The following is a 20862-nucleotide window of genomic DNA, read 5'->3' on the forward strand; positions in this document are numbered from 1 at the left end:
CCCACTGTCAAACCGCCGCGGGCGCGTGCTTGCCCCACCCTCAGTGGTGATGACCGCCGTCGCCGTGTACGTGGCCGTGGTCGCGTTCTTCCGCGGTGGCTTCGCGCACTTCGACGATCTCCACGTCGAAATGCAGGTCCTTGCCGGCCATGGGGTGATTGAGGTCCACATCGACCACGCTCATGCCGACTTTCTGCACCGTCACTGCGCGCGGGCCGAAGTTGGTCTGCAGCACGACCTGGGTGCCGGGCACCAGCTTGGTGGCGCCGAAATGCTTCTTGGGCACGCGCTGGCTCAAGCCTTCGCGGTATTCGCCGTAGGCTTCGGTCGCCTTGACGTCCACGCCGAAGCTCTCGCCGGCTTCCTTACCCATCATGGCCGCTTCCAGGCCCGGGATGATGTTGCCGTGGCCGATCATGATCGCCAACGGGTCACGCTCCTTGGAGCTCTCGATCGGCTCCTGGCCGATCTCCGAAACGGTGTAATGGAAGCGGACAACGCTGTCTTTTTCGATCTTCATGCCTGGCTCTGAATGGGCTGCCCGGTGGCAGACGGTTGAGGACGGCTTGTCGGCCGCCGGGTGCGCCGCCATCATGGCGACCTTTCGAACCGCCCATTATCCCGGCTCCATGCATATCACGCCAGTTTTCGCCGCCTGCGCCCGACGCGCCGCGGCCAGCCTGCTGCTGGGCCTGCTGCTTGGGGGCTGTTCGTCGCACGCGCCGGTGCGGCGCCCGGCCGCGTCCCCACCGGCAGCGCGCGTGTGGCCGCAGGTAGCGCCGGCCGACCCGGCTGCCGCCAACAACATCTTGATGCGCGCGCTGGGGCTGGTAGGCACCCCATACCGATTCGGCGGCAACACGCCGGAGACCGGCTTCGACTGCAGCGGGCTGGTCACCTATGTCTACAAGGATGTCCTGGCCTTGGCGCTACCGCGCACCTCGCGCGAACTGGCCGCAATCCAGGGCCCACGCATCCCGCCCGAGCGACTTGCCACCGGCGATCTGGTGTTCTTTGGCTCCGGAGGCAACGTGACGCACGTCGGCATTTATATCGGTGAAGGCCGCTTCGTGCATGCCCCGACCACCGGCGGTACAGTCCGCTTGGACTTCCTTGATGGAGCTTACTGGCGCGACCATTATTCAGGTTCAAAGCGGGTTTTGCATTGAAATGTGACGCAAATCACAAGTCATAAAACGGAAAGTTAACTTTTTTTGAACGTAACGATTCTTTCACCGGGGCATCATCTCGCATCGACAGCAGAACTGTGATTCCCGCGTGACGAACGACGAACAGATCAAAACTGGCGCCGCACCGCTTCCGCCCCGGAAACCGCTCCGCCTGCTATGCGCCACCGCTCTCTTGATTGCAGCACTTCCCGCATTCGCGCAGACCGCCAGCAGCACGCCATCCGCTCCGCAGACGACCACGCCTGACAGCGCCGTCGCCGCCGAGAAAGCCGCAACCCGCAGCCGCGCCGACGCCGCTGCCACTGCAACACTGGCCGCCCTGCTTCCGCATCTGGCTGCCAACGACGCCATTCCGCTGATGGACCGCTCGGCGATGTTCGCCGGCGATCTCAGCCGCCTGCTTGCCAATTACGACGTGTCGCAGAGCGCAGCCAATGCTGCCCAGAACGCCGTGGCCGACAGCCGCGTGCAGGTGATCCTGCAGCGCGCCATGGCCCTGCTCGGCACCCCGTACGTCTGGGGCGGCGAGTCCACCGAAGGGTTCGACTGCAGCGGCCTGGTCGGCTATGTGTTCAAGACTGCGCTCGGCATCGACCTGCCGCGCGTCTCGCGCGACATCGCCCGCGACGAATCGGCCGAACTGATCAAGGACCCGAGCGCGCTGAAGGCCGGCGACCTGGTGTTCTTCGGCAAGCGCGGTCGTATCGACCATGTCGGCCTGGTGGTCGGCGACGGTAAGTTCCTGCACGCGCCCAGCCGCGGCAAGGACGTGCGCGTGGATTCGCTGGCCAGCGGCTACTGGAGCGAGAAGTTCATCCAGGCGCGTCGGGTGCTGTAACGCTCGGTTGCCCGGACTCCGTCGAACAAGGCCGCGACGCTCTCGCGGCCTTTTTGTTGCGCGGAACCGGGCCGCGACGCCCGTGTGCCACCGCGCGGCCTCCCGGCGCCTATCGGCCTCCGTGCCAGTCGCTCCGAGGGTGTTGACGCTGCCAGCGCCGCCTACGCTGTCATCGGGCAGATGACCTACCCGCAGGCATGATGCGGATTACTGCGAAGTGTCGGCCTTGTACCGCGCCATGGTGTCCTCGATGCCCTTGCTCAATTCCATCACTTTGAGCGCGTATTCGGCCAGGCGTTGATCTTCCGGGGTGTCGGGCCGCCAGGACGGCACTTCGACCGGGGTGACCCCGTCCGGGTCCATCGCCACGAACACGATGATGCAATGCGTGCACAGGCGCGAGTCGCCTCCCATCGGACTGCGCGCGCGTACATCGATGGCGAAATGCATGCTGCTGCGGCCGGTGTAGACGAGTTTGGCCGACACCGCCACCAGATCGCCGATGCGCACCGGCGCCACGAACCGGATACCGCCCACCGCCACGGTGACGCAGTAATGCCCGCTCCAACCACTGGCGGCGGCAAAGCCAACCTGGTCGATCCACTTCATTACCACGCCGCCATGCACCTTGCCGCCGAAGTTGACGTCGCTGGGCTCGGCCAGAAAACGAAATGTCAGATCACGCTGTTGGCCAATCACCGCCCGCCCTCGTCAATGGATGAGCTGGAAGTGTGCCATGCGGTTGAAGCGCGTCGTACCCGCAACGCGATTGCCGCACCGGCCGACGTGAGCGCCTAAGAACGTCGGTCGGCACACGCAGCGTTTTCGCATCTGTCCATCAGCAAATGCCGGATGCCTCGAAGCTCACCCGCGAGCGTGAGAAGCCAGATCGCCCCACGCACACTGCCCGGCGTTGTCAGCCAACATCCCCAAGCACACTCAACCGCCAAGCACCTCAAGGTTGTCGCGCTTGCGCAGACGCAGCCACGGGAAATGCGGTTGCGACAATCTGAGCGCCTTTCGCGCACGTGCACTCCAACGACGCGGGTCGAACAACCACTGCACTGCAAAGCGATCGAACGTCGCGTAGGTATGCTGGTGGTAATGCGCGGCCAGTTCCGGGACGCCCAGCTCGGTGAAGTAGCGCAGGCTGCGTGCGGCGCTCTCCTGGCCGCGCTGCGGCGTGGCGTAGAGCGGGCTATCGAGAATATGCAGCTCGCCATCCTCGCGCAGGTGCGCGAGCAGACGTTCGATCAGCGCGCCAGGATCGGCAAAATATTGCACGCAGGCGGGGAGCACGATGATGTCGAACACCTCGCGCGGCAGTGCCACGGTCTGGATGTCGCCAGCGATGAAACTCAGGCCCGCTGCATGGCCGAACACGCGTGCGGCCTGGGTGAGCTCGGTGCGATTGACGTCGATGCCGCAGACCTCGCGTTGCAGCGACTGCGCCAGCAAGTGCGATAGCCAGCCGTTGCCGCAGCCGAGTTCGAGGATGGCGCCCTCGCCGGCATGCGTGCCCAGGTGCTGCACCAGCAAGCTGCTCGACAGCGCGCGCACGCGCCATTCCAGCGTTGCCGCCAGTTTTCCGCCCGGACGCGGCAGGCTGCGCACCTGCGCATCGGTGTACAGCCGGCCTTCCTTGCGCCGGATCTCCAGGTAGTGCTGCTCGAAGGGGTCCTCCGCCAGGCCGCGCTGCACGAACACACCATCGACGTGTTCCAGCTCGGGCAGCTGCTGCAGCCGTTCGCGCAGCATGGGACATCCGGCACGCATCGGGTCTTCAGCGCAGTGGCTTGGCACTGTCGGCGGGCGGATCTTCCAGCCCGACATTGGTCGACGCCGCGTCGTAGATGCGCTTGTCGAGCAGCCCGGTTTCCTTTGCCACCAGCACCGGCACCAGCATCTGCCCGGTGACATTGGTCATGGTGCGCATCATGTCGAGGATGCGATCGATGGCGTACAGGTAGCCGATCACTTCCAGCGGCAAATTGGCTGCACTCAGCACCACCGTCGCCATGATGACCGCGGTGCCCGGCACGCCGGCCGTGCCGAAGCTGCCGAGCACCGAGGCGATCAGCACCACGAAATACTGATTGGCGGTCAGCGGCACGCCGGTGTATTGCGCAATGAACACCGCGCACAATGCCGGAAAGATCGCGCCGCAACCGTCCATCTTGATGCTGGCGCCCAGCGGCACCGCGAATGCGGCGTAGTCCTTGCTGACCCCCAGGTTATGCGTGATCGACCGCATCGCCACCGGCATTGCCGCAAAGCTCGACGAGCTCACGAACGCCACCTGCATGCCAGGCGCGGCACCGCGGAAGAACTTCCACGGGTTAAGCCCATGAGCGAGCAACAGGCTGCTGTAGACCACCACAATATGGATCGCGCAGGCGACGTACAGCGCGAGCACGAAATTGCCGAACGGCAGCAGTTTCGAAAAACCGTAGCTGCCGACCAGGCCAGCGATCAGGCCAAAGGTGCCGAGCGGGGTCATCTCCAGCACGAAGCGCGTCACCTGGATCATGATGTCGCTCAGTTGCCCGGTGAGCTTGCGCGCCTCGGCCACCCGCTCGCCGAGCTTGACCATTGCAAAGCCGAGCAACGCGGCGAAGAAGATCACCGGCAGGATCGAGCCACGCCCCGCCGCCAGCACCGTTTCGCCGGCCGCGTTGGTCTTGGTGCCGATGCCGGTCAGTGCGTAGAACGGATTGGACGGCACCACATCCAGCAGCACCTGGACCGGGCTGGGCACATCGCGCGGCTTCCAGGCCGAATCCACGCTCAGACTGAAATGGCCGGCGCCCGGCTGCATGATCGTGCCGACCGCCAGGCCCACCCCCACCGCCAATGCTGCGGTGATGACAAACCATAAAAACGTGCGCCCGCCGAGTGCGGCAACGGATTTTTGCCCGTGTAGCGACGAGATCGCATTGATCACCGCAAAGAACACCAGCGGGATGGCGATCATCTTGATCAGCGTGACGTACAGGTCACCCAGCGGACCGAACCACACGTCGGCCGCCGGGCCCATGGCCCAGCCGACCAGCGCGCCGAGGACAAAGCCGGCCACCACGCGTTGCCAGAACGGAATGCGCAACCACGCCGCAACCAGTTTCATGTCGTCGAATCTTCCGGGGGGGAAAGTGCTTGCACCATAGCCCAGGGCCGCCTTGCCCGCGAGACCACAGCTGGAACAGCGCTGTGTCATCGGTGTGACACCACCCAGCGCGGCATAATGGGGATTGATTCAGCCACGAGTTCGATGCCGATGCGTTACCGCCTGCCTACCCTCGCCGCCCTGACCACGCTGTGCGTCGCCGCCTGCGCTTCCACGACGGGGAGCAGCACCTCTGCGCCCGCGTCGGTCCGCGTGGAGGTACCGCCGGTGGTGCACCCGGCCGGCGAAACCCCGCAATGGTGGTACCGCTCGGGCGCCGCCCGGGCCGCCGGCAACGGCGCCATGGCCGGCAAGGCGCGTAACGTGATCCTGTTCCTGGGCGATGGCATGAGCCTGACCACGGTTGCCGCCGCACGCATCCTGGATGGCCAGCGCAAGGGCGGCCCGGGCGAGGAAAACCTGTTGTCGTGGGAACAATTCCCCGCCACCGCTTTCAGCAAGACCTACAACACCGACTCGCAGACGCCGGATTCGGCCGGCACCATGACCTCCATCACCACCGGCGTGAAGTCGCACATGGGCGCGATCGGGGTCAGCAGCGGCAACCGCAGCGACTGTGCCGACAGCTTGAACAAGGGTCTGCTGAGCTGGCTGCAGCTAGCCGACAGTGCCGGCATGGCCACCGGCATCGTCACCACCACGCGCCTGACCCATGCCACGCCGGCGGCAACCTATGCGCATTCGCCGGACCGCAACTGGGAAAACGACACCGACCTTCCAGAGTCGGCGCGTGCTGCCGGTTGCCAGGACATTGCCCAGCAATTGCTCTCCACCGCCCGCTACGGCCGCGGCCCGCAGGTGGTGCTGGGCGGAGGACGCAGCCAGTTCCAGGGCGTGCAGGAGCGCGACCCGGAATACGACGACAAGGTGGGCCTGCGCCTGGACGGCCGCGATCTGGTGGCCGAATGGAAACAAGCGCACCCGCAGGGCGCCTATGTCTGGAACGAGCAGCAATTGCAGGCAGCGTCCGGTGCACCGGCGCTGCTGGGCTTGTTCGAACCGGACCACATGCAGTTCGACCACGACCGCAACCGCACCCCGCAGGGCGAGCCCAGCCTGACCGAGATGACCCGCACCGCGATCCAGTCGCTGTCGCGTGACCCGAATGGCTTCGTGCTGATGGTCGAAGGCGGCCGTATCGATCACGCCAACCACGCCGGCAACGCCTACCGCGCGCTCGACGAAACCGTGTCGCTGTCCGATGCCGTGCGCGCTGCCGTGCAGACTGCGCCACCGGATACGCTGATCATCGTCACCGCCGATCATTCGCACACGCTCAACTTCGTCGGCTACCCGGTGCGCGGCAATCCGATCCTGGGCAAGGTACGCGGCACCGGCGGCGAAGAAGGCGACCGCAGCCAGCTGGCCACCGACCTGGCCGGCCAGCCCTACACCACGCTCAGCTACGCCAACGGCCCCGGCTACACCGGTGCCAGCAACGCGCAGCCGGCCGGGCCCAAGAAATATCCACACGAACCCAGCAGCAGCGAGCCGGCCGCCGGCCGCCCGGACCTGACCCACGTCGACACCGAGGCCCCCAGCTACATGCAGGAAGCGCTGGTGCCGACCAAATCCGAAAGCCATGGCGGCGAAGATGTGGGCATCTGGGCCACCGGCCCAGGCAGCGCGGCGTTCCGCGGCACGCTGGAAGAGAACGTGATCTACCACGTCATCGTCCAGGCCACCCCGCGCCTGCGCGAGCGCCTGTGCAAGGCAGGCACCTGCGACGCGGCTGGTGTGCCGGTCCAATTGCCCAAGCCGGCCACGTTCGAGGCTGCGGTCAAGCGCTGATGCGCAGGCGGCGCTGCGGCGATGGCGGGCGAGCCGGCGCGTGATGCGGTTGACGCAGCGCCACGCGAGCTGCCCGTCTGGCGTCGCCAACGCCGGGTGCGAGCACGCCTGCAAACGGCCGCAATCCGCGGCGGTCGGTGGGGCGCTCGGATGGGTCGCCGCAGACCGATGCGGTGAGCGCGCACGGCAGCCCGTTGCAGCCAAGGCTGCAGCTGCGCACGGCTGTTCGCGCCGTCGGACGCGGGCGACAACGGAATCGTCGATGCGTCCCAAGCAGAGCACACCCCACGCGGGCGACCGACCGGCCATCACGCAACAGGGATGGCCTCTGCATACCGAGCGCGCAGGATCCGCTGCAAGGTTGCGCCTGTGCTGACCGGCACCCCGCTCCTGCTGCCAGCCACCCCGCCCGGTCCGGTCCTGCTGGCCTACAGCGGCGGGATGGATTCCAGTGTGCTGCTGCACCTGCTGGCGGCAACGCCGCGTTATCGACACGCAGGATTGCGCGCGCTGCATGTGCATCATGGGCTGCATGCCGATGCCGATACCTGGGCCAGGCATTGCCAATGCACCTGCGACGCGCTGCAGGTGCCGTTGCAGATCGTGCGGGTGCAGGTGGCACGCGACAGCGGGCTTGGGCTGGAAGCGGCGGCACGCCACGCGCGCCACGCGGCGTTCGCGCAGGCGCTCACTGCTGGCGAATGGCTGGCGCTGGCACATCATCGCGACGACCAGGCGGAAACGTTCCTGCTGCGTGCGCTGCGTGCTTCCGGCCCCGAAGGCCTGGCGGCGATGCGGCCGCAGCGCCCATTCGCCAACGGCACGCTGTGGCGCCCGATGCTGGCGCATGCTCGCGCAGACCTGCTCGCCTACGCGCATGCGCAAGGGTTGCGCTGGATCGAAGATCCCAGCAATGCCGATCCACGCCACGACCGCAATTTCCTGCGCAACCAAGTCATGCCGTTGCTGCAGCAACGCTGGCCGCAAGCACCGGATGCGTTGGCGCGTAGTGCGCAACTGAGCGCCGATGCCAGTGCATTACTGCTGCAGCAGGACATGGCGTTGTTGCCGAGCGTGCGGACCGCAAGCGGCGCGCTGGATCTGCAGGCATTGCGCGCGCAACCGGTGGAACGAAGGGCACGGCTGTTGCGCGCCTGGGTGAGCGCGGCGCACGCGCCGCCGCTGCCTGCGCAAGGTGTGGCCGCACTGGAACAGGAAATCGCCAATCACGCCGCAGATCGGCACGCCTGCTTTGCGTGGCAGCAGGTTGAAGTACGCCGCTGGCGCCAGTGCCTGTTTCTGCATCGCCCCGTTGCGGCCTGGCCGTCGGACTGGCATGCGCAATGGGACGGCGCAGCGCCCCTGCACCTGCCCGACGGTGCGCAGTTGCAGTTGCTCGGCGCACCCGGCCTGCGCTTTGCGCAGCCGCTGCTGGTGCGCGCACGCCAGGGCGGCGAGCGCATCGTATTGCCGCGGCGCACACATTCGCACCAGCTCAAACACCTGCTGCAGGCGCTGGATCTACCGCCGTGGGAACGCGGGCGCCTGCCGATCCTGTGGGAAGGCAAGCAGGTGCTCGCCGCCGGCGACTGCATCATTTCCGGCACCTTGGACGCATGGCTGCAGGCCAATGTCGCAGCGCTGCAGTGGCGCACGGCTGCCGATGCGAATTGACCCGCCTGCGCGCGCGCCGCACACTTTAGCGATGGCCAAGAAGTCCTTGAACGAAACGTCCCCGGTTGCCCGCTTCGAACAGTCGCTGGAAGAACTCGAGCAACTGGTGCAGAAGATGGAAGTCGGCGATCTGAGCCTGGAGCAATCGCTCACGGCCTACGAACGCGGCATCGGCTTGTACCGCGATTGCCAGCAGGCGCTGGAACAGGCCGAACTGCGCGTGCGCCTGTTGACCGACCCCGCCCGCCCCGAGCTTGCCGAAGCCTTCGAACCGCCGTCGCTGGACGGCTGAGGTGAGCTCGGCGCTGTTCGACCACTGGATCGCCCGCACCGAACGCAGCCTGGAGGCCGGCCTGCCGAGCGCCACGCATGCGCCGCAGGGCCTGCATGCAGCGATGCGCCATGCCGTGTTGGGTGGGGGCAAGCGCATGCGTCCGCTGCTGGTCTACGCAAGCGGCGCGTTGTTCGGCGCGTCCGAGGATCAGCTCGACACGCCCGCGGTGGCGGTAGAGCTGATTCACGCCTATTCGCTGGTGCACGACGACTTGCCGGCGATGGACGACGACGCGCTGCGGCGCGGTCAGCCCACCGTGCATATCGCCTTCGACGAGGCCACCGCGATTCTGGCCGGCGACGCCTTGCAGACGCGCGCATTCGAATTACTCGCCACTGCCTCTGCCAGCGCCGAACTGCGCGTTAGCTGGATGCAGAGCCTGGCCACCGCTGCGGGCGCGGCCGGCATGTGCGGCGGCCAGGCGCTGGATATCGATGCGACCGGGCAACTGCAATCGCTGCAGGATCTGCAACGCATGCATGCGCTCAAGACCGGCGCGTTGATCCGCGCAGCGGTGCGGATGGGCGCACTCACCGGAGACGCCGCGGCGGCCGACCAGCAACGTCTGGACGAGTTTGCCGACGCGCTGGGCCTGGCCTTCCAGGTGCGCGACGACATCCTGGATGTGGAATCGAGCTCGGCGCAGCTGGGCAAGACCGCCGGCAAGGACGCGGCGCAAGCCAAATCCACCTACCCCGCCCTGCTGGGGATGGACGGCGCCAAGGCGAAGCTGGCCGAACTGGCCGCGCGCATGCATGACCTCCTGCAGCCCTACGGGCCACCCGGCGAGACATTGGCCACGTTGGGCCGGTTTGCGGTGAACCGCGCGCACTAGGCGCGGTTGCCGACGCCGCTAGAGCGCAGCAGGCGAGAAACGGCCGCTGCCGAATCGATTCGAAGCGCCTCGGGTGCCGCAACGGCGCGCTATTCGCTCGCGCGGGCCACATCGAGACGATTTGCGACATGAACCGGACGCGCCGGACACGATTTGCGCACTCCGTGCGCCAGCGCACGGTCAACCTCTGCAGCGGCAGCGGGCGTCCGGCGAACTCGGTCACACATTGCAACTTTTCTTGCGCACGTTTGTGTCAGCCGTCGACACATTGGACGCTACAACACATGACAGACCGCACGCTTTAAAGCTGAATTGTCTACATCCGTGATATTTCAGTAGCGTTCATAGGTGCGCTGCGAACAAAAATATTCGCAATTGAATAACTTGTCGCGTCCGCTCGTCGTGCCTAGGTTTGGCTTGCCCGCATCCGCGGACATCCCCCGATCACACGGAGAGTTACTGGTGAAGAACGTTTTTTTCGCATCGTTTGCAGCAGGCACGCTGGCCGTTGTTGGCGTCCTCGGATCGGCGCAGGCGCAGTCCGTGCGCGGCCCGGTTCCGTTGACCATCGAACTGTCGCCAGTGGCCGACCAGGCTGGGCGTCATCAGGGCAAGATCGCCGTCACCGTCACCAATCACGGCAGCCAGATCGCACGCGTGCCGACCTATCAGCTGCCGCTGAAGTCGCTGGATAACGGCATCCTGGAAGTGAGCCGCGACGGCAAGCCAGTGGACTACACCGGGCGCCTGGTCAAACGCGGCCTGCCCAAGGCGGCCGACTTCACCATCCTGCAGCCAGGCCAGAGCGTGAAGGGCGAGGTCGATCTGGCCGGCGCGTACGATCTGTCCACCAGCGGCAACTACACCATCCAGGTGCGCTCGGCGCTGCAGTACGCGTCCTTTTCCGACGGCAGCCTGATGAAGGCGGCGGCCAACGGCGAGCCGGCCGTGGCCACCAGCACCCCGCTCACCGTCTGGCTGGACGGTGCACGCCGTGGCGTCCAGCGCGAGCTCGCAGTCGGCCCGACCGCCGTGGTCAACGGCATCAACTACCTCAACTGCAGCACCACCCGCACCAGCCAGGCCGGCAGTGCCGTCACTGCCGCGCGCAACTACTCGCAGAACGCGCGCAACTACCTCAACGCCGGCAGCACCGGCGCGCGCTACACCACCTGGTTCGGTACCTATAACGCCTCGCGCTACAGCCGGGTCAGCTCGAACTTCGTCAACATCGACAATGCGCTGGACCAGAACAACGGCCAGCTGACGATCAACTGCAGCTGCGATGCGGATCTGGCGGACGCCTATGCCTACGTCTATCCGAACCAGCCGTACGAGATCCACGTCTGCAACGCCTTCTGGAGTGCGTCGACCACCGGCACCGACTCCAAGGCCGGCACGCTGGTGCACGAAACCAGCCACTTCACGGTCGTCGCCGGCACCCAGGACCGCGTCTATGGCCAGTCCGGCGCGCGCAGCCTGGCGATCAGCAACCCGGCCCAGGCCATCACCAACGCCGACAGCCATGAGTACTTCGCCGAAAACACCCCGGCGCAGAACTGATCGCGCCATCGGCTGATACGACAAAGGCCCGGCATCGCTGCCGGGCCTTTGTTGTTTCCTCCGCGCCGATTACTTGATCAGGCGCAGCGCAAACGGGTAACGGTAGTGCTCGCCGTTGTTGGCCTTGACTGCGGCCAGGATGCACAGCACCAGGTTGGCAATCCACACCAGCGTCGGCAGGAAGAACAGGATGCCGAACGAGACAATGGTCAGGACGATCGCCGCCACGGTGGCAATGAGCACGGTGATCTGGAAATTCAGCGCTTCCTTGGCTTGATCGGTCGCGAACGGCTTGGACGGGTTGGCGTCCTTGCTGATTAACCAAATCACCAACGCACCGACGAACGAGGTCACGATGCCGAGCAGATGCGCGGCCAGCGCGAGCGTGCGCTCCTCCGACGGACTGGTGCCGACCGGCGGCGGTGGCGGTGCGGCCTGCGATTCGAATTCGCTCATCATGTCTCCCCGTGCATGGTTGTGGTGCGGCGGACTATAGCAACGATTCAGCCAGCCACCAGTGCGGAAAGACATGGGCGCACGCCTGGCCGTGGCTGCAAAGGGCCACGTCATTTCGAAAAAAGGCCTTGCCGTGCTGCGAGCTCGCGCCGCCCGCACCATGCAGGCGACGTGTTCACCGGCGTTGTCGCTGCATGGCGAGCGCTCGCACATCGCGCGCCGCCGCATGAGCCATCGGCTCTACACACTCGCGTGGGAGACAGCGGTCGCGAAGGTGAGCTGCCCGCTTCGGCGCCACGTGCATGTACCGTCCAGTTCCAGCGGCTGCCTGCCGGGCGTGCGCCTGCACCACACGCTGCCGCGCGCAAACCGGCCAGGTCGGCACCGCCAAGGCCGCTCAGCTATCGCCTGCCACCGTCATGCGGTTGATCAGCACCGAGCCGATCTTGACGTGCGAGCGCGGGTCGACGTCGCTGCCCACCGCTTCGATGCCGGCGAACATGTCGCGTAGATTGCCGGCGATGGTCAGGCCATCGACCGGGTAGGCAATCACGCCGTTCTCGATCCAGAAGCCACCGGCGCCGCGCGAATAGTCGCCGGTGACGGGATTGACGCCATTGCCCATCAATTCGGTGACCAGCAGGCCGCGCGACATGCCGGCAATCATCGACGCCAGATCGCCCGCATTGGCGGTGACCTGCAGGTTATGCACGCCACCGGCATTGGCGGTGGTCTGCAGGCCCAGCTTGCGCGCCGAATAGCTGCCCAGCACATAGCGCTGCAGCACACCGTCGGTGATCAGCGCCGAACGCCGTGTCGCCACGCCTTCGCCGTCGAAGGCCGCCGAGCGCAAACCGCGGCGCAGGTGCGGCAGCTCTTCGATATTGAACCAGTCCGGGAACAACTTGCTGCCGACGCTGTCGAGCAGGAAGCTGGCACGGCGATACAGCGCGCCGCCGGAGACCGCACCGAGCAGGTGGCCGACCAGCGAGCGCGCCACTTCCGGTGCGAACAGCACCGGCAACTGACCGGTGGGCAGCGACCGCGGCTGCAAGCGCGCCACGGTACGCTCGGCGGCACGACGGCCGATGGCGTCGGGCGCTTCCAGGTCCTCGCGTGCCAGCGCACTGCTGTACCAGCCGTCGCGCTGCATGCCGTCGCCCTGGCCGGCGATCAGCGCGCAGCTGATCGAATGATGGGTGCCACGCTCGCGGCCGATGAAGCCATGCGAATTGGCGTACACCGACAAGCTGAGACCGGTGCTGGCCGAGGCGCCGTCGGAGTTGCTGATGCGCGCGTCGGCGTCGCGGCCGGCGGTTTCGCAGGCCAGCGCCAGATCCACGGCGGTGTCGGCGTCCAGCGCCCACGGATGCCAGCTATCCAGCTCGGGGAACTCGCGCGCCATCAATTCCGGATCGGCCAGGCCGGCGGCCACGTCGTCCTCGGTGAAGCGGGCGATCGCGCAGGCCTGCGCCACGGTGGATTCCAGGCTGGAATCCTGCAGGTCGGCAGTGCTGGCACTGCCCTTGCGCTTGCCGAAGTAGACCGTAACCGCAATGCCGCGATCGCGCGTGGATTCGACCGTCTCCACATCGCCCAGCCGCACATTCACGTCCAGGCCGCGCTCTTCGCTGCAGCTGACTTCGGCTTGCGTGGCGCCGGCGGCGCGCGCGCGCTCGAGCAGGCGCTGGGAGATGTCGGTGAGCGCATCCAGGCGCTGCAGGCTGTCGTCGGTAACGCGGATTTCGGAGGAGAGTGCGTTCAATGCTTTATCCTTGGAAACGCGGATCCGTCCGCGAAAGCCCGGCCGTCCATGGCCGGAGTGTTTGAATTCGGTGCGGAATTGTTCCGCCGACGCGCGGCCGTTCGAGGCCGCAGATGTTTATCAACCAAGTTTCGGGATGTGGTGGCAATGCGCGGACGCGATGAAGAGACCGGTGAATTTCGTGGCGCCAGCCGCAGCCAGCAACGGCGCGAGGCGTTGGAGATTTTCGACCTGGGCGAAAAGCTGGTGGCGCTGACCCCGGCGCAGCTGGCCAAGTTGCCGGTGCCCGAATCGCTGATCCCGCATATCGAAGAGAGCAAGCGCATCACCTCGCATATCGCGCACAAGCGGCAACTGGCGTTTCTGGCCAAGCACATGCGCCGCGAGGACGAGCAGACCCTGGCCGCGATCCGCGATGCGCTGGACGCCAACAGCGACACCGCGCGCCGCGAAGTGGCGGCGATCCACCGGGTCGAACGCTGGCGCGAACGCCTGCTCGCCGAAGGCGACGTGGCGCTGGCCGAACTGCTGGAAGCCTACCCGGCCGCCGACCGCCAGCAACTGCGTCAGCTGGTGCGCAACGCGATCCACGAACGCGCCAAAAACAAGCCTCCGCGCGCCTACCGCGAACTGTTCCAGGTCCTGCGCGAGCTGTCGCAGGAGCAGGGATTGGAGAGTGGGGATTCGGGATTGGACGACGACCAGGATCTGGAAGACGAAGAATAGGAGCTGGCGGCCGCAATCGTGGAGCCGCTCAACCGGCGCCTCCGCCGCAGCCAACCGCGGCAACCAGCGTCCACCATCAGCAACCCGGGCGGGCGACACCTGAGCGCCAAGGACGCTGCGCACCTCTATCGCCGCGCTTCCCGACGCTCTGACCCCCAATCGCGGTTTCGAGACCGGCGCAGTACACGGCACGGCCACATGGCGCCCCGCTCCTGCCGTTACCAATCCCGAATCCCGATTCCCAAATCCCCGCATCTCAGGCCTGCGTTCCGCCAACCGTAATGCCGTCGATCAACAGCGAGGGCTGGCCGACACCGACCGGTACGCTCTGCCCGTCCTTGCCGCACACGCCTACGCCTTCGTCCAATGCCAGGTCGTTGCCGATCATGCGCACCTTCTGCATGGTCTCCGGGCCGTTGCCGATCAAGGTGGCGCCCTTGACCGGCGCGGTCACCTTGCCGTCTTCGATCAAATAGGCCTCGGTAGCCGAGAACACGTATTTGCCGCTGGTGATGTCGACCTGGCCGCCGCCGAAGTTCACCGCATAGATGCCCTTCTTGACCGAGCGGATCATCTCTTCCGGGTCGTGCTGGCCGGCGCGCATGTAGGTGTTGGTCATGCGCGGCATGGTCAGGTGCGCGAACGATTCGCGGCGGCCGTTGCCGGTGGGCGCCACGCCCATCAGGCGCGCGTTGTGGCTGTCCTGCATGTAGCCCACCAGCACGCCGTCTTCGATCAGCGTGGTGCACTGGCTGGGCGTGCCTTCGTCGTCGATATTGAGCGAGCCGCGACGGCCATCCAGGGTGCCGTCGTCGACGATGGTCACGCCCGGCGAGGCCACGCGCTCGCCGATGCGCCCGGCGTAGACACTGGTGCCCTTGCGGTTGAAGTCGCCTTCCAGGCCGTGCCCCACCGCCTCGTGCAGCAGCACGCCGGGCCAGCCCGGGCCGAGCACCACCGGCATCACCCCGGCCGGCGCCGGGATCGCGTCCAGATTCACCAGCGCCTGGCGCAGCGCTTCGCGTGCAAACCCTTCCGGGCGGCCGTCGGCGAACAGCTCGGCATAGCCGTAACGCCCGCCGCCGCCGGAATAACCGGATTCGCGCCGGCCGCCCTGTTCGACGATCACCTGCACGTTCAAGCGCACCAGCGGGCGCACGTCGGCCGCCAGCACGCCGTCGCTGCGGGCGATCAGCACCGTGTCCACGCCGCCGGACAGGCTCACCATCACTTGATTGACGCGCGGGTCGGCAGCGCGCAGGAACTGGTCGATCCGGCGCAGCAGGTCCACCTTGGTGGCGCTGTCCATGTCGTCGATGGGATCGGTGGCCGGGTACAACGCACGGCCGTTGCCGCGCACCAGCGCGCGGGTGGATTGCGCGCCGCCCTCGCGCGAGATCGCGCGCGCGGACTGCGCCGCTTCCAGTAGGGCATCGCGATGGATGTCGTCGGAATAGGCGAAGCCGGTTTTCTCGCCGGCGATTGCGCGCACACCCACGCCTTGTTCGATGGAATGCGCACCGTCCTTGACGATGCCGTCTTCCACGCTCCAGCTCTCGCGCCGCGAATGCTGGAAATACAGATCGCCGAAGTCGATGCCCGGGCCCAGCAGGGCGCCGAAGGTGCGATCGAGATGGCCGGCGTCCAGGCCGGAAGGAAGCAGCAGCCGGGTTTCGGCCAGAGTGAGAGCGTTATCGGTCATGTGGTCAGGATGGGGCCCGCGCGCCGGGGAGACAAGTCGTTCGGCTGAACATGCGCGCAGCTATCATCGCCAGCCAGCTCTTCACCGATCGCCCGCGCATGAAGCTCATCGCCCACGTCCTGGACGGCCACACGCTGGACATCCGCCCTGCCCCGCACGAGCGTGCGTGGATGGACGCCACCGACCAGCGCTACGCCTACCGCTGCCTGCCGCTGGCGATCGCCAATGCGCATGGCTGGGAGCTGCTGTGCCAGTCCGGTTTCGAAGCCAGTTGGGACGGCAGCGACGCACTGGCGGCGATCACCATCACGGCCGATGCGCAGACGCACGCACCGGCGATCAGCCACTTCGGCTACGGCGTGCTGACCTTCCACGTACCGTGCCTGTTCCGCACCGACACCGGCATCGACCTGTTCGTGACCGGCCCGCTCAACCGGCCCAAAGACGGCATCGGCGCGCTGAGCGGCATGGTGGAAACCGACTGGAGCCCGCACACCTTCACCATGAACTGGCGCTTCACCCGGCCCGGGCGGGTGCGCTTCGAGGCGGGCGAGCCGTTCTGTCATCTGTTACCGCTGCAGCGACAGTTGATCGAGCAGATACAGCCGCAGTGGAAACCGCTTTCCGAAGCGCCGCAGCTGGCGCAGCAACACGCCGACTGGACCCAAAGCCGCACGCGCTTTCTCGATGAGCTGCCCGATGCGCACTCGGCCGCGGCGCGCGAGAAATGGCAGCGCGGCTACTTTCTTGGCTTGACCGCACCCGCACAGCCGCCAGTGCCGGGCCATCGCTCGCGACTGCGCTTGCCGATGTTCACCCGCGCCGGCAGCGAGGACACGCCCGCAGAGTGAGGCCGACGGACTCCGTCAGCGCTGCGTCGGATCTGCCTTGCCGGACTTGCCCGACGGTGCGGCCGGTTTGCTCGGCGCCCGCTCGCGCGCCTCGCGCTCCATCACGTCCACCTGCGGGTCTTTCCACGGCCCGGTGACGTGATAGGTCTTTGCCCCAATGGCGCCCAGCGGTTTGCCGAGCACCGCGTTGGCGGCTGCGCCGACGGCGGCACCCACCGGGCCACCGGCCACTGCGCCGACCACGGTCAGCAGGTTGCCGGCCTTGGGGTTCACGTCCACGGTCTGGTCGAAGGTCTGCGCGCGCAGGTCGGTCTGGCCACGAATCGCGATGTCGGCAGCCGGGCCTTCGATGCGGATGGCGTCGGTGCGCGCGAAACCCTCGCCGAAGCGCACCTCGCCGGCCAGCTTGTTGAAGGCCAGACCCTTGGAGAAGAAATCGCGGAAGTCGAACATCAACCGGCGCGGCAGCTGCGCCACGCTCAGCAGGCCGAGTACGCGGCCGGCGCCCGGATCCACTTCCAGCAACTGGCCGTTGCGCACATCGACCTTCAGGTTCCCATCCAGCGAACCGAGCGCGAAACCGGTTGGTGAGCCCTGCCAGCCGGCGTTGAGCTCCAGTTGCCCTTCGCCGCCGCGCAGTTGGCCGCCCAGGGTGAGGTTCTGCAGCAGATTGCCCAGGTTGCGGCTGTCCACGCGCGCCGACAGCCGCGTGCTGGCCGCCTCGCCCTTGCCGCGCCAGGCCCCGGTGAGGCCGATGTTCTGATCGTCCGAGCGCAGCTGCAGCTGATCCACCTGCATGCCGTCGGTGAGCCGGCTGCTGCGCAGGGTGGCCGCGCCGAAGGTCATCTTGCCGATCTGCAGATCGGCGATATCCAATGCCAGCGGCGGGATCGACACCGGGTCGAATTCGGCCACCGCACGGCGCGCGGGCTCCGGCAACGCGCCTGCCAAGGGGTCGCCCGGTTCGGGCGCGGCCGGCTCGGCAGGCGCCTCCACCGGCTGCCAGTGCACGGTCTTCAACGTGCCCTGCACCGTTGCGCCGTCGGCATTGGGAACAGTGAGCTGGCCGGCCAGCGAGGGGCCGTCCAGCGTCACCGCCACCGTATCGCGGGTGGGGCGCAGACGCAGACGCGTCTGCGGGAACACCCCGCCGATCATCAGCAACCGATCTGCCTGCACATCCACCTGCTGCAACGGCATCGGGTCCTTGGTAGGCACCGCCGGCTGCCCGGGCAACGGTGGCATGTCGGCGTCGCCGCTGCTGCCGCGCGCCAGGCTGATCCAGTCGATCGCATCCAGCGACGCAGCGCGGCCGGTCACCACCAGCCCGTTGGCGGGCGGCCGTTCGGTAACGGTGTCGGTGCCCATCACCACGCGCACGCCGGTTTGCTCGCCATGGCTGCTGGCCTTGAGCGCGACCAGCTTGCCGAATCCCACATCGATGTCGCCATCGCCCAGCGGCAGCGCGACCTTGACCCGGGTATCCAATGGCTCGCTGGCGGCCTTGTCCAACGGCGCGGGCAGATCCAGCGTGGTGCCGACCAGATTGGACCGCAGCGTCAGCACCGCGTTCGCATCGGTCTGCCCGGCTGGCGGCAGCGGCACATCCACGCCCACCTGCCAGGGCGCACTGCCATGCACGTACGGGCGCAGCCATTCCATCTGGGGTGCACGGTCGAACAGTTCCTTGGCATCCAGGGTGGCGCCAAGACGCGCTTCGAAGGCTTGCGCGGGGTCCTGCACCAAGCCGCCGGCGCGCAACGACAATTCGCCGCTGCGGCCTTCGTGCTGCACGCTCAGCCGCTCGGCAGCAAAGCCGGTGTCGCGGTACTGGGCCTGCCCGCTGACCTGATCGAAGGCCAGATCCCAACGCGCGTCGGCCAGCTTGGCGCCCTGCAGGGCCACTGTGCCCTGCAGATGCCCACCGACGCCATGCGTCCGCAGGGGGCGCAGCAGGTCGAAGGTCACGGCGGCCGGCCCGGACACGGTGAGATTGCGCAAGGTGTCGCCGTAGCGCCGCTCCAGCGGACTCTTGCGCAACATGCCGAGCAGTTGCGCCGCATCGGCCTGGGTGGAGGCGCGGACGTAAAGTTCGGAGGTGGCAAAGCTGGGAATGCCCGCTTCCAGCTGCGCGATCGGGGTACCGGCCAGATCGCCCTGCCCTTGCAGCGAGAAGCCGTTGCCGATGAAGCTCAGGTGGGCCTGAACCTGCTCCATCGCCGGCCAGTCCGGCTGGAAGCGGATCTGGCCATCGCGGATCTGCCCGAACGCTTCGAAGCGCCCGTCGTTATTGTCGAACGGCCAATCGTCCAGATCGCCGCTGACCAGGCCAGTGCCGCCGGTGACGGTGCCGCCGGCCACGGCCATGTCGAGCCAGTCGATGGCGGCCTCGCTCATCTTGGAGCGGATCCAGAACTTGCGCGCCACCGGCAACGCCACATCGTCCAGTTGGGCCGCCAGCTGCATGCGTGGGCGGCTGCCATCGCCCTGGAACCACAACCCGCCACGCACGTTGGCGCCGTAATCCTTGCCCTGCACGCGCAGCGCCGGAGTGGCGACCTGCCAGCCCGCGCCTTCGCGCCAACCGACGATCTTGCCGGCCAGCTGGATCTCGTGCACCACGCCGAAGCCGGTCGGCCAGTCGAAACGCAGCGTGGCGTCGGGCGCGGGGTCCAGCTCGACGCCCTGCGCGTCGCCATCGAGGGTGCCGCGCAGGCCACTGATGCCAGGCGCATTGCCCACCGGCAGAAACCCCAGCGCTTCGATCTGGCCCTGCGCGCGCAGCGTGCCGCCTTGCTCGCCGACCACCTGCAGGTCGGCCACGCGCAGCTGCGGTTTGGACAGGCTCAGCCAGCGCCGCAAGGCAGGCGACAACTGCTCGCTGAGGGCGGCAGCTGCGATCAGGCCCGAGACATCCACATGCTTGGCCACGACCGCATAGCGGCGCCCGCCGGCAATGCTCAGCCCGTCCAGGTGTTGCAGCTGCGCTGCCTGGCCCAGGCGCAGCAGCGGCGCGTCCACGCGCCAGCCGCCATCGATGGTCTGCCAGCGCGCACGCGCCTGCAGCCGTTCCCAGGTGAGCGTACGCCGCGCGGTTTCGTCCGGCAGTGCGGCCCCGGACAGGCGCAGCTGCTGTAGGTCGACATCTACGCTCACTGCGGCGATCCGGCGCGCGCGCAATTGCGCCCAGGCCTGCAAGCGCCCACCACCGCCATCCACGCGCATGCCACCGAACTGCAGCAGCGACGCCCACGCAGACAGGTCGGCCGGGTCGGCTTGCATGTAGGCACTGCCGTCGCCGCTGTCGCGGTCGAATTCCAGCACCGCCGTCAGCGGCGCGCGCTTGAGATCGATCCAGCTACGGCTGCCCACCTTCACGGTCGAGCCGCTGACGCGCAGGCGCAGGTCGATACGCGGCAGCGTGGTGTCCAGTCCGATCGACGGCGCAGCCACATGCAGGCGCGCTTCGGCCAGCTGGATCTCGCCAAGCCGGCGCAGCGCATCCAGCGGATCGGAGTTTCCGCCGCCGGGCATGCCCTGGACCGACCACACACCGTCGTCGCTGCGCTGCAAGGTCAGCGCCAGGCCGCGCAGACGTATCTCGGTCAGCGAATGGCCCGGCAGCAACCCGGCGTACATCGCCAGCAGCACTTCGGCCTGGCCGACACGCACCTCGCCGTGCGGACCGATACGCAGCCCATCCAGCCGCAGCAGCGGACCGCGCCGGGTCCATTCGGTCTGCAGCCGGTCGAACGCAATCGGCTGACCGGCACGCTGGCTCAGCCACTGCGCGATCTGCTGCGGATGTTCCTCGGCCAACGGCAGCGCCTGGCTGGCCGCGCCCACCAACAACGCGACCGCCACCAGCGCAAGCGCGCAGGCAGTGATCGCATAGCGGCGAAACAGACGCAGACGGCGGCGCAGCGGGGTGGGCATTAACGGCTGGGAATGGG

Annotated in this window: 17 protein-coding genes; 9 read left to right on the forward strand and 8 right to left on the reverse strand. The window is 67.3% G+C overall.

What is annotated here, in order from left to right; all coding sequences use genetic code 11:
- Positions 1–40: 40 nt before the first annotated feature.
- On the reverse strand, positions 41–520 hold the full coding sequence (locus tag ACCQ03_RS14085) for an FKBP-type peptidyl-prolyl cis-trans isomerase (RefSeq protein ID WP_017156383.1): 480 nt from the start codon (positions 518–520) through the stop codon (positions 41–43).
- Positions 521–629: 109 nt separating this feature from the next.
- Between ACCQ03_RS14085 and ACCQ03_RS14090 the strand changes: the two genes are divergently transcribed.
- Positions 630–1169: a C40 family peptidase gene (locus ACCQ03_RS14090; RefSeq protein ID WP_209227883.1), complete on the forward strand. Its 540-nt coding sequence runs from the start codon at positions 630–632 to the stop codon at positions 1167–1169.
- Positions 1170–1278: 109 nt separating this feature from the next.
- Positions 1279–2028 carry a C40 family peptidase gene (locus ACCQ03_RS14095; protein WP_017168813.1) on the forward strand — a complete coding sequence of 250 codons (750 nt, stop codon included), beginning with the start codon at positions 1279–1281 and terminating at the stop codon, positions 2026–2028.
- A 207-nt stretch (positions 2029–2235) separates the two neighbouring features.
- On the opposite strand, the gene ACCQ03_RS14100 is transcribed toward ACCQ03_RS14095, so the two are convergent.
- The 3 genes from ACCQ03_RS14100 to ACCQ03_RS14110 form a co-directional block, all read right to left on the reverse strand.
- The gene (locus ACCQ03_RS14100) at positions 2236–2727 is read right to left on the reverse strand and encodes an acyl-CoA thioesterase (RefSeq protein ID WP_057677496.1); all 492 of its coding nucleotides are present in this window, start codon (positions 2725–2727) and stop codon (positions 2236–2238) included.
- A 240-nt stretch (positions 2728–2967) separates the two neighbouring features.
- Positions 2968–3804, reverse strand: a complete 837-nt coding sequence (locus ACCQ03_RS14105) for a class I SAM-dependent methyltransferase (RefSeq protein ID WP_150146594.1) — start codon at positions 3802–3804, stop codon at positions 2968–2970.
- Between the two features lie 7 nt (positions 3805–3811).
- A complete protein-coding gene (locus tag ACCQ03_RS14110; RefSeq protein ID WP_057677494.1) occupies positions 3812–5152 on the reverse strand; it encodes a dicarboxylate/amino acid:cation symporter in 1341 nt (446 codons plus the stop codon).
- Between the two features lie 144 nt (positions 5153–5296).
- Here ACCQ03_RS14110 and ACCQ03_RS14115 point away from each other — a divergent pair, with 144 nt between their 5' ends.
- The 5 genes from ACCQ03_RS14115 (at position 5297) to ACCQ03_RS14135 (ending at position 11409) form a co-directional block, all read left to right on the forward strand.
- On the forward strand, positions 5297–7003 hold the full coding sequence (locus ACCQ03_RS14115; protein ID WP_057677493.1) for an alkaline phosphatase family protein: 1707 nt from the start codon (positions 5297–5299) through the stop codon (positions 7001–7003).
- A gap of 369 nt (positions 7004–7372) precedes the next feature.
- Positions 7373–8677, forward strand: coding sequence for a tRNA lysidine(34) synthetase TilS (gene tilS / locus ACCQ03_RS14120; protein WP_057677491.1), 1305 nt, complete (start codon positions 7373–7375; stop codon positions 8675–8677).
- A 31-nt stretch (positions 8678–8708) separates the two neighbouring features.
- Positions 8709–8969 carry an exodeoxyribonuclease VII small subunit gene (locus tag ACCQ03_RS14125; protein ID WP_003486852.1) on the forward strand — a complete coding sequence of 87 codons (261 nt, stop codon included), beginning with the start codon at positions 8709–8711 and terminating at the stop codon, positions 8967–8969.
- Between the two features lies 1 nt (position 8970).
- Entirely contained in the window at positions 8971–9846 is an 876-nt protein-coding gene (locus ACCQ03_RS14130) for a polyprenyl synthetase family protein (protein ID WP_150146600.1), read from the forward strand.
- A gap of 462 nt (positions 9847–10308) precedes the next feature.
- Positions 10309–11409, forward strand: coding sequence for a M35 family metalloendopeptidase (locus ACCQ03_RS14135; protein WP_057677489.1), 1101 nt, complete (start codon positions 10309–10311; stop codon positions 11407–11409).
- A gap of 69 nt (positions 11410–11478) precedes the next feature.
- Here ACCQ03_RS14135 and ACCQ03_RS14140 read toward each other — a convergent pair whose 3' ends face one another.
- Together ACCQ03_RS14140 and pmbA are read right to left on the reverse strand one after the other, a co-directional pair.
- On the reverse strand, positions 11479–11940 hold the full coding sequence (locus tag ACCQ03_RS14140) for a DUF4870 domain-containing protein (protein ID WP_017156393.1): 462 nt from the start codon (positions 11938–11940) through the stop codon (positions 11479–11481).
- Positions 11941–12262: 322 nt separating this feature from the next.
- Positions 12263–13630 carry a metalloprotease PmbA gene (pmbA, locus tag ACCQ03_RS14145; protein ID WP_150146603.1) on the reverse strand — a complete coding sequence of 456 codons (1368 nt, stop codon included), beginning with the start codon at positions 13628–13630 and terminating at the stop codon, positions 12263–12265.
- 147 nt (positions 13631–13777) lie between these two features.
- On the opposite strand from pmbA, the gene yjgA reads away from it, so the two are divergent.
- Positions 13778–14356: a ribosome biogenesis factor YjgA gene (gene yjgA / locus ACCQ03_RS14150; protein WP_057677487.1), complete on the forward strand. Its 579-nt coding sequence runs from the start codon at positions 13778–13780 to the stop codon at positions 14354–14356.
- A 256-nt stretch (positions 14357–14612) separates the two neighbouring features.
- Here yjgA and tldD read toward each other — a convergent pair whose 3' ends face one another.
- A complete protein-coding gene (tldD, locus tag ACCQ03_RS14155) occupies positions 14613–16058 on the reverse strand; it encodes a metalloprotease TldD (protein ID WP_209227867.1) in 1446 nt (481 codons plus the stop codon).
- Positions 16059–16156: 98 nt separating this feature from the next.
- Here tldD and ACCQ03_RS14160 point away from each other — a divergent pair, with 98 nt between their 5' ends.
- The gene (locus tag ACCQ03_RS14160) at positions 16157–16909 is read left to right on the forward strand and encodes a DUF6065 family protein (protein WP_057677501.1); all 753 of its coding nucleotides are present in this window, start codon (positions 16157–16159) and stop codon (positions 16907–16909) included.
- 15 nt (positions 16910–16924) lie between these two features.
- Here the strand turns inward: ACCQ03_RS14160 and ACCQ03_RS14165 are convergent, their stop codons facing one another.
- The gene (locus ACCQ03_RS14165; RefSeq protein ID WP_057677485.1) at positions 16925–20845 is read right to left on the reverse strand and encodes a YhdP family protein; all 3921 of its coding nucleotides are present in this window, start codon (positions 20843–20845) and stop codon (positions 16925–16927) included.
- Positions 20846–20862 lie beyond the last annotated feature (17 nt).

This window comes from Xanthomonas sp. NCPPB 3569 (assembly GCF_041475645.2).
In the GTDB taxonomy this organism is placed as follows: Bacteria; Pseudomonadota; Gammaproteobacteria; order Xanthomonadales; family Xanthomonadaceae; genus Xanthomonas; species Xanthomonas phaseoli.

Bases quoted from the DNA above. Each gene is read 5' to 3' on its own strand.
- yjgA (WP_057677487.1), top strand. From the start codon at position 13,778: ATGCGCGGACGCGATGAAGAGACCGGTGAATTTCGTGGCGCCAGCCGC.
- tldD (WP_209227867.1), bottom strand. From the start codon at position 16,058: ATGACCGATAACGCTCTCACTCTGGCCGAAACCCGGCTGCTGCTTCCT.
- ACCQ03_RS14085 (WP_017156383.1), bottom strand. From the start codon at position 520: ATGAAGATCGAAAAAGACAGCGTTGTCCGCTTCCATTACACCGTTTCG.
- ACCQ03_RS14125 (WP_003486852.1), top strand. From the start codon at position 8,709: ATGGCCAAGAAGTCCTTGAACGAAACGTCCCCGGTTGCCCGCTTCGAA.
- ACCQ03_RS14160 (WP_057677501.1), top strand. From the start codon at position 16,157: ATGAAGCTCATCGCCCACGTCCTGGACGGCCACACGCTGGACATCCGC.
- ACCQ03_RS14165 (WP_057677485.1), bottom strand. From the start codon at position 20,845: ATGCCCACCCCGCTGCGCCGCCGTCTGCGTCTGTTTCGCCGCTATGCG.
- ACCQ03_RS14090 (WP_209227883.1), top strand. From the start codon at position 630: ATGCATATCACGCCAGTTTTCGCCGCCTGCGCCCGACGCGCCGCGGCC.
- ACCQ03_RS14115 (WP_057677493.1), top strand. From the start codon at position 5,297: ATGCCGATGCGTTACCGCCTGCCTACCCTCGCCGCCCTGACCACGCTG.
- ACCQ03_RS14140 (WP_017156393.1), bottom strand. From the start codon at position 11,940: ATGTCTTTCCGCACTGGTGGCTGGCTGAATCGTTGCTATAGTCCGCCG.
- ACCQ03_RS14105 (WP_150146594.1), bottom strand. From the start codon at position 3,804: ATGCGTGCCGGATGTCCCATGCTGCGCGAACGGCTGCAGCAGCTGCCC.
- ACCQ03_RS14110 (WP_057677494.1), bottom strand. From the start codon at position 5,152: ATGAAACTGGTTGCGGCGTGGTTGCGCATTCCGTTCTGGCAACGCGTG.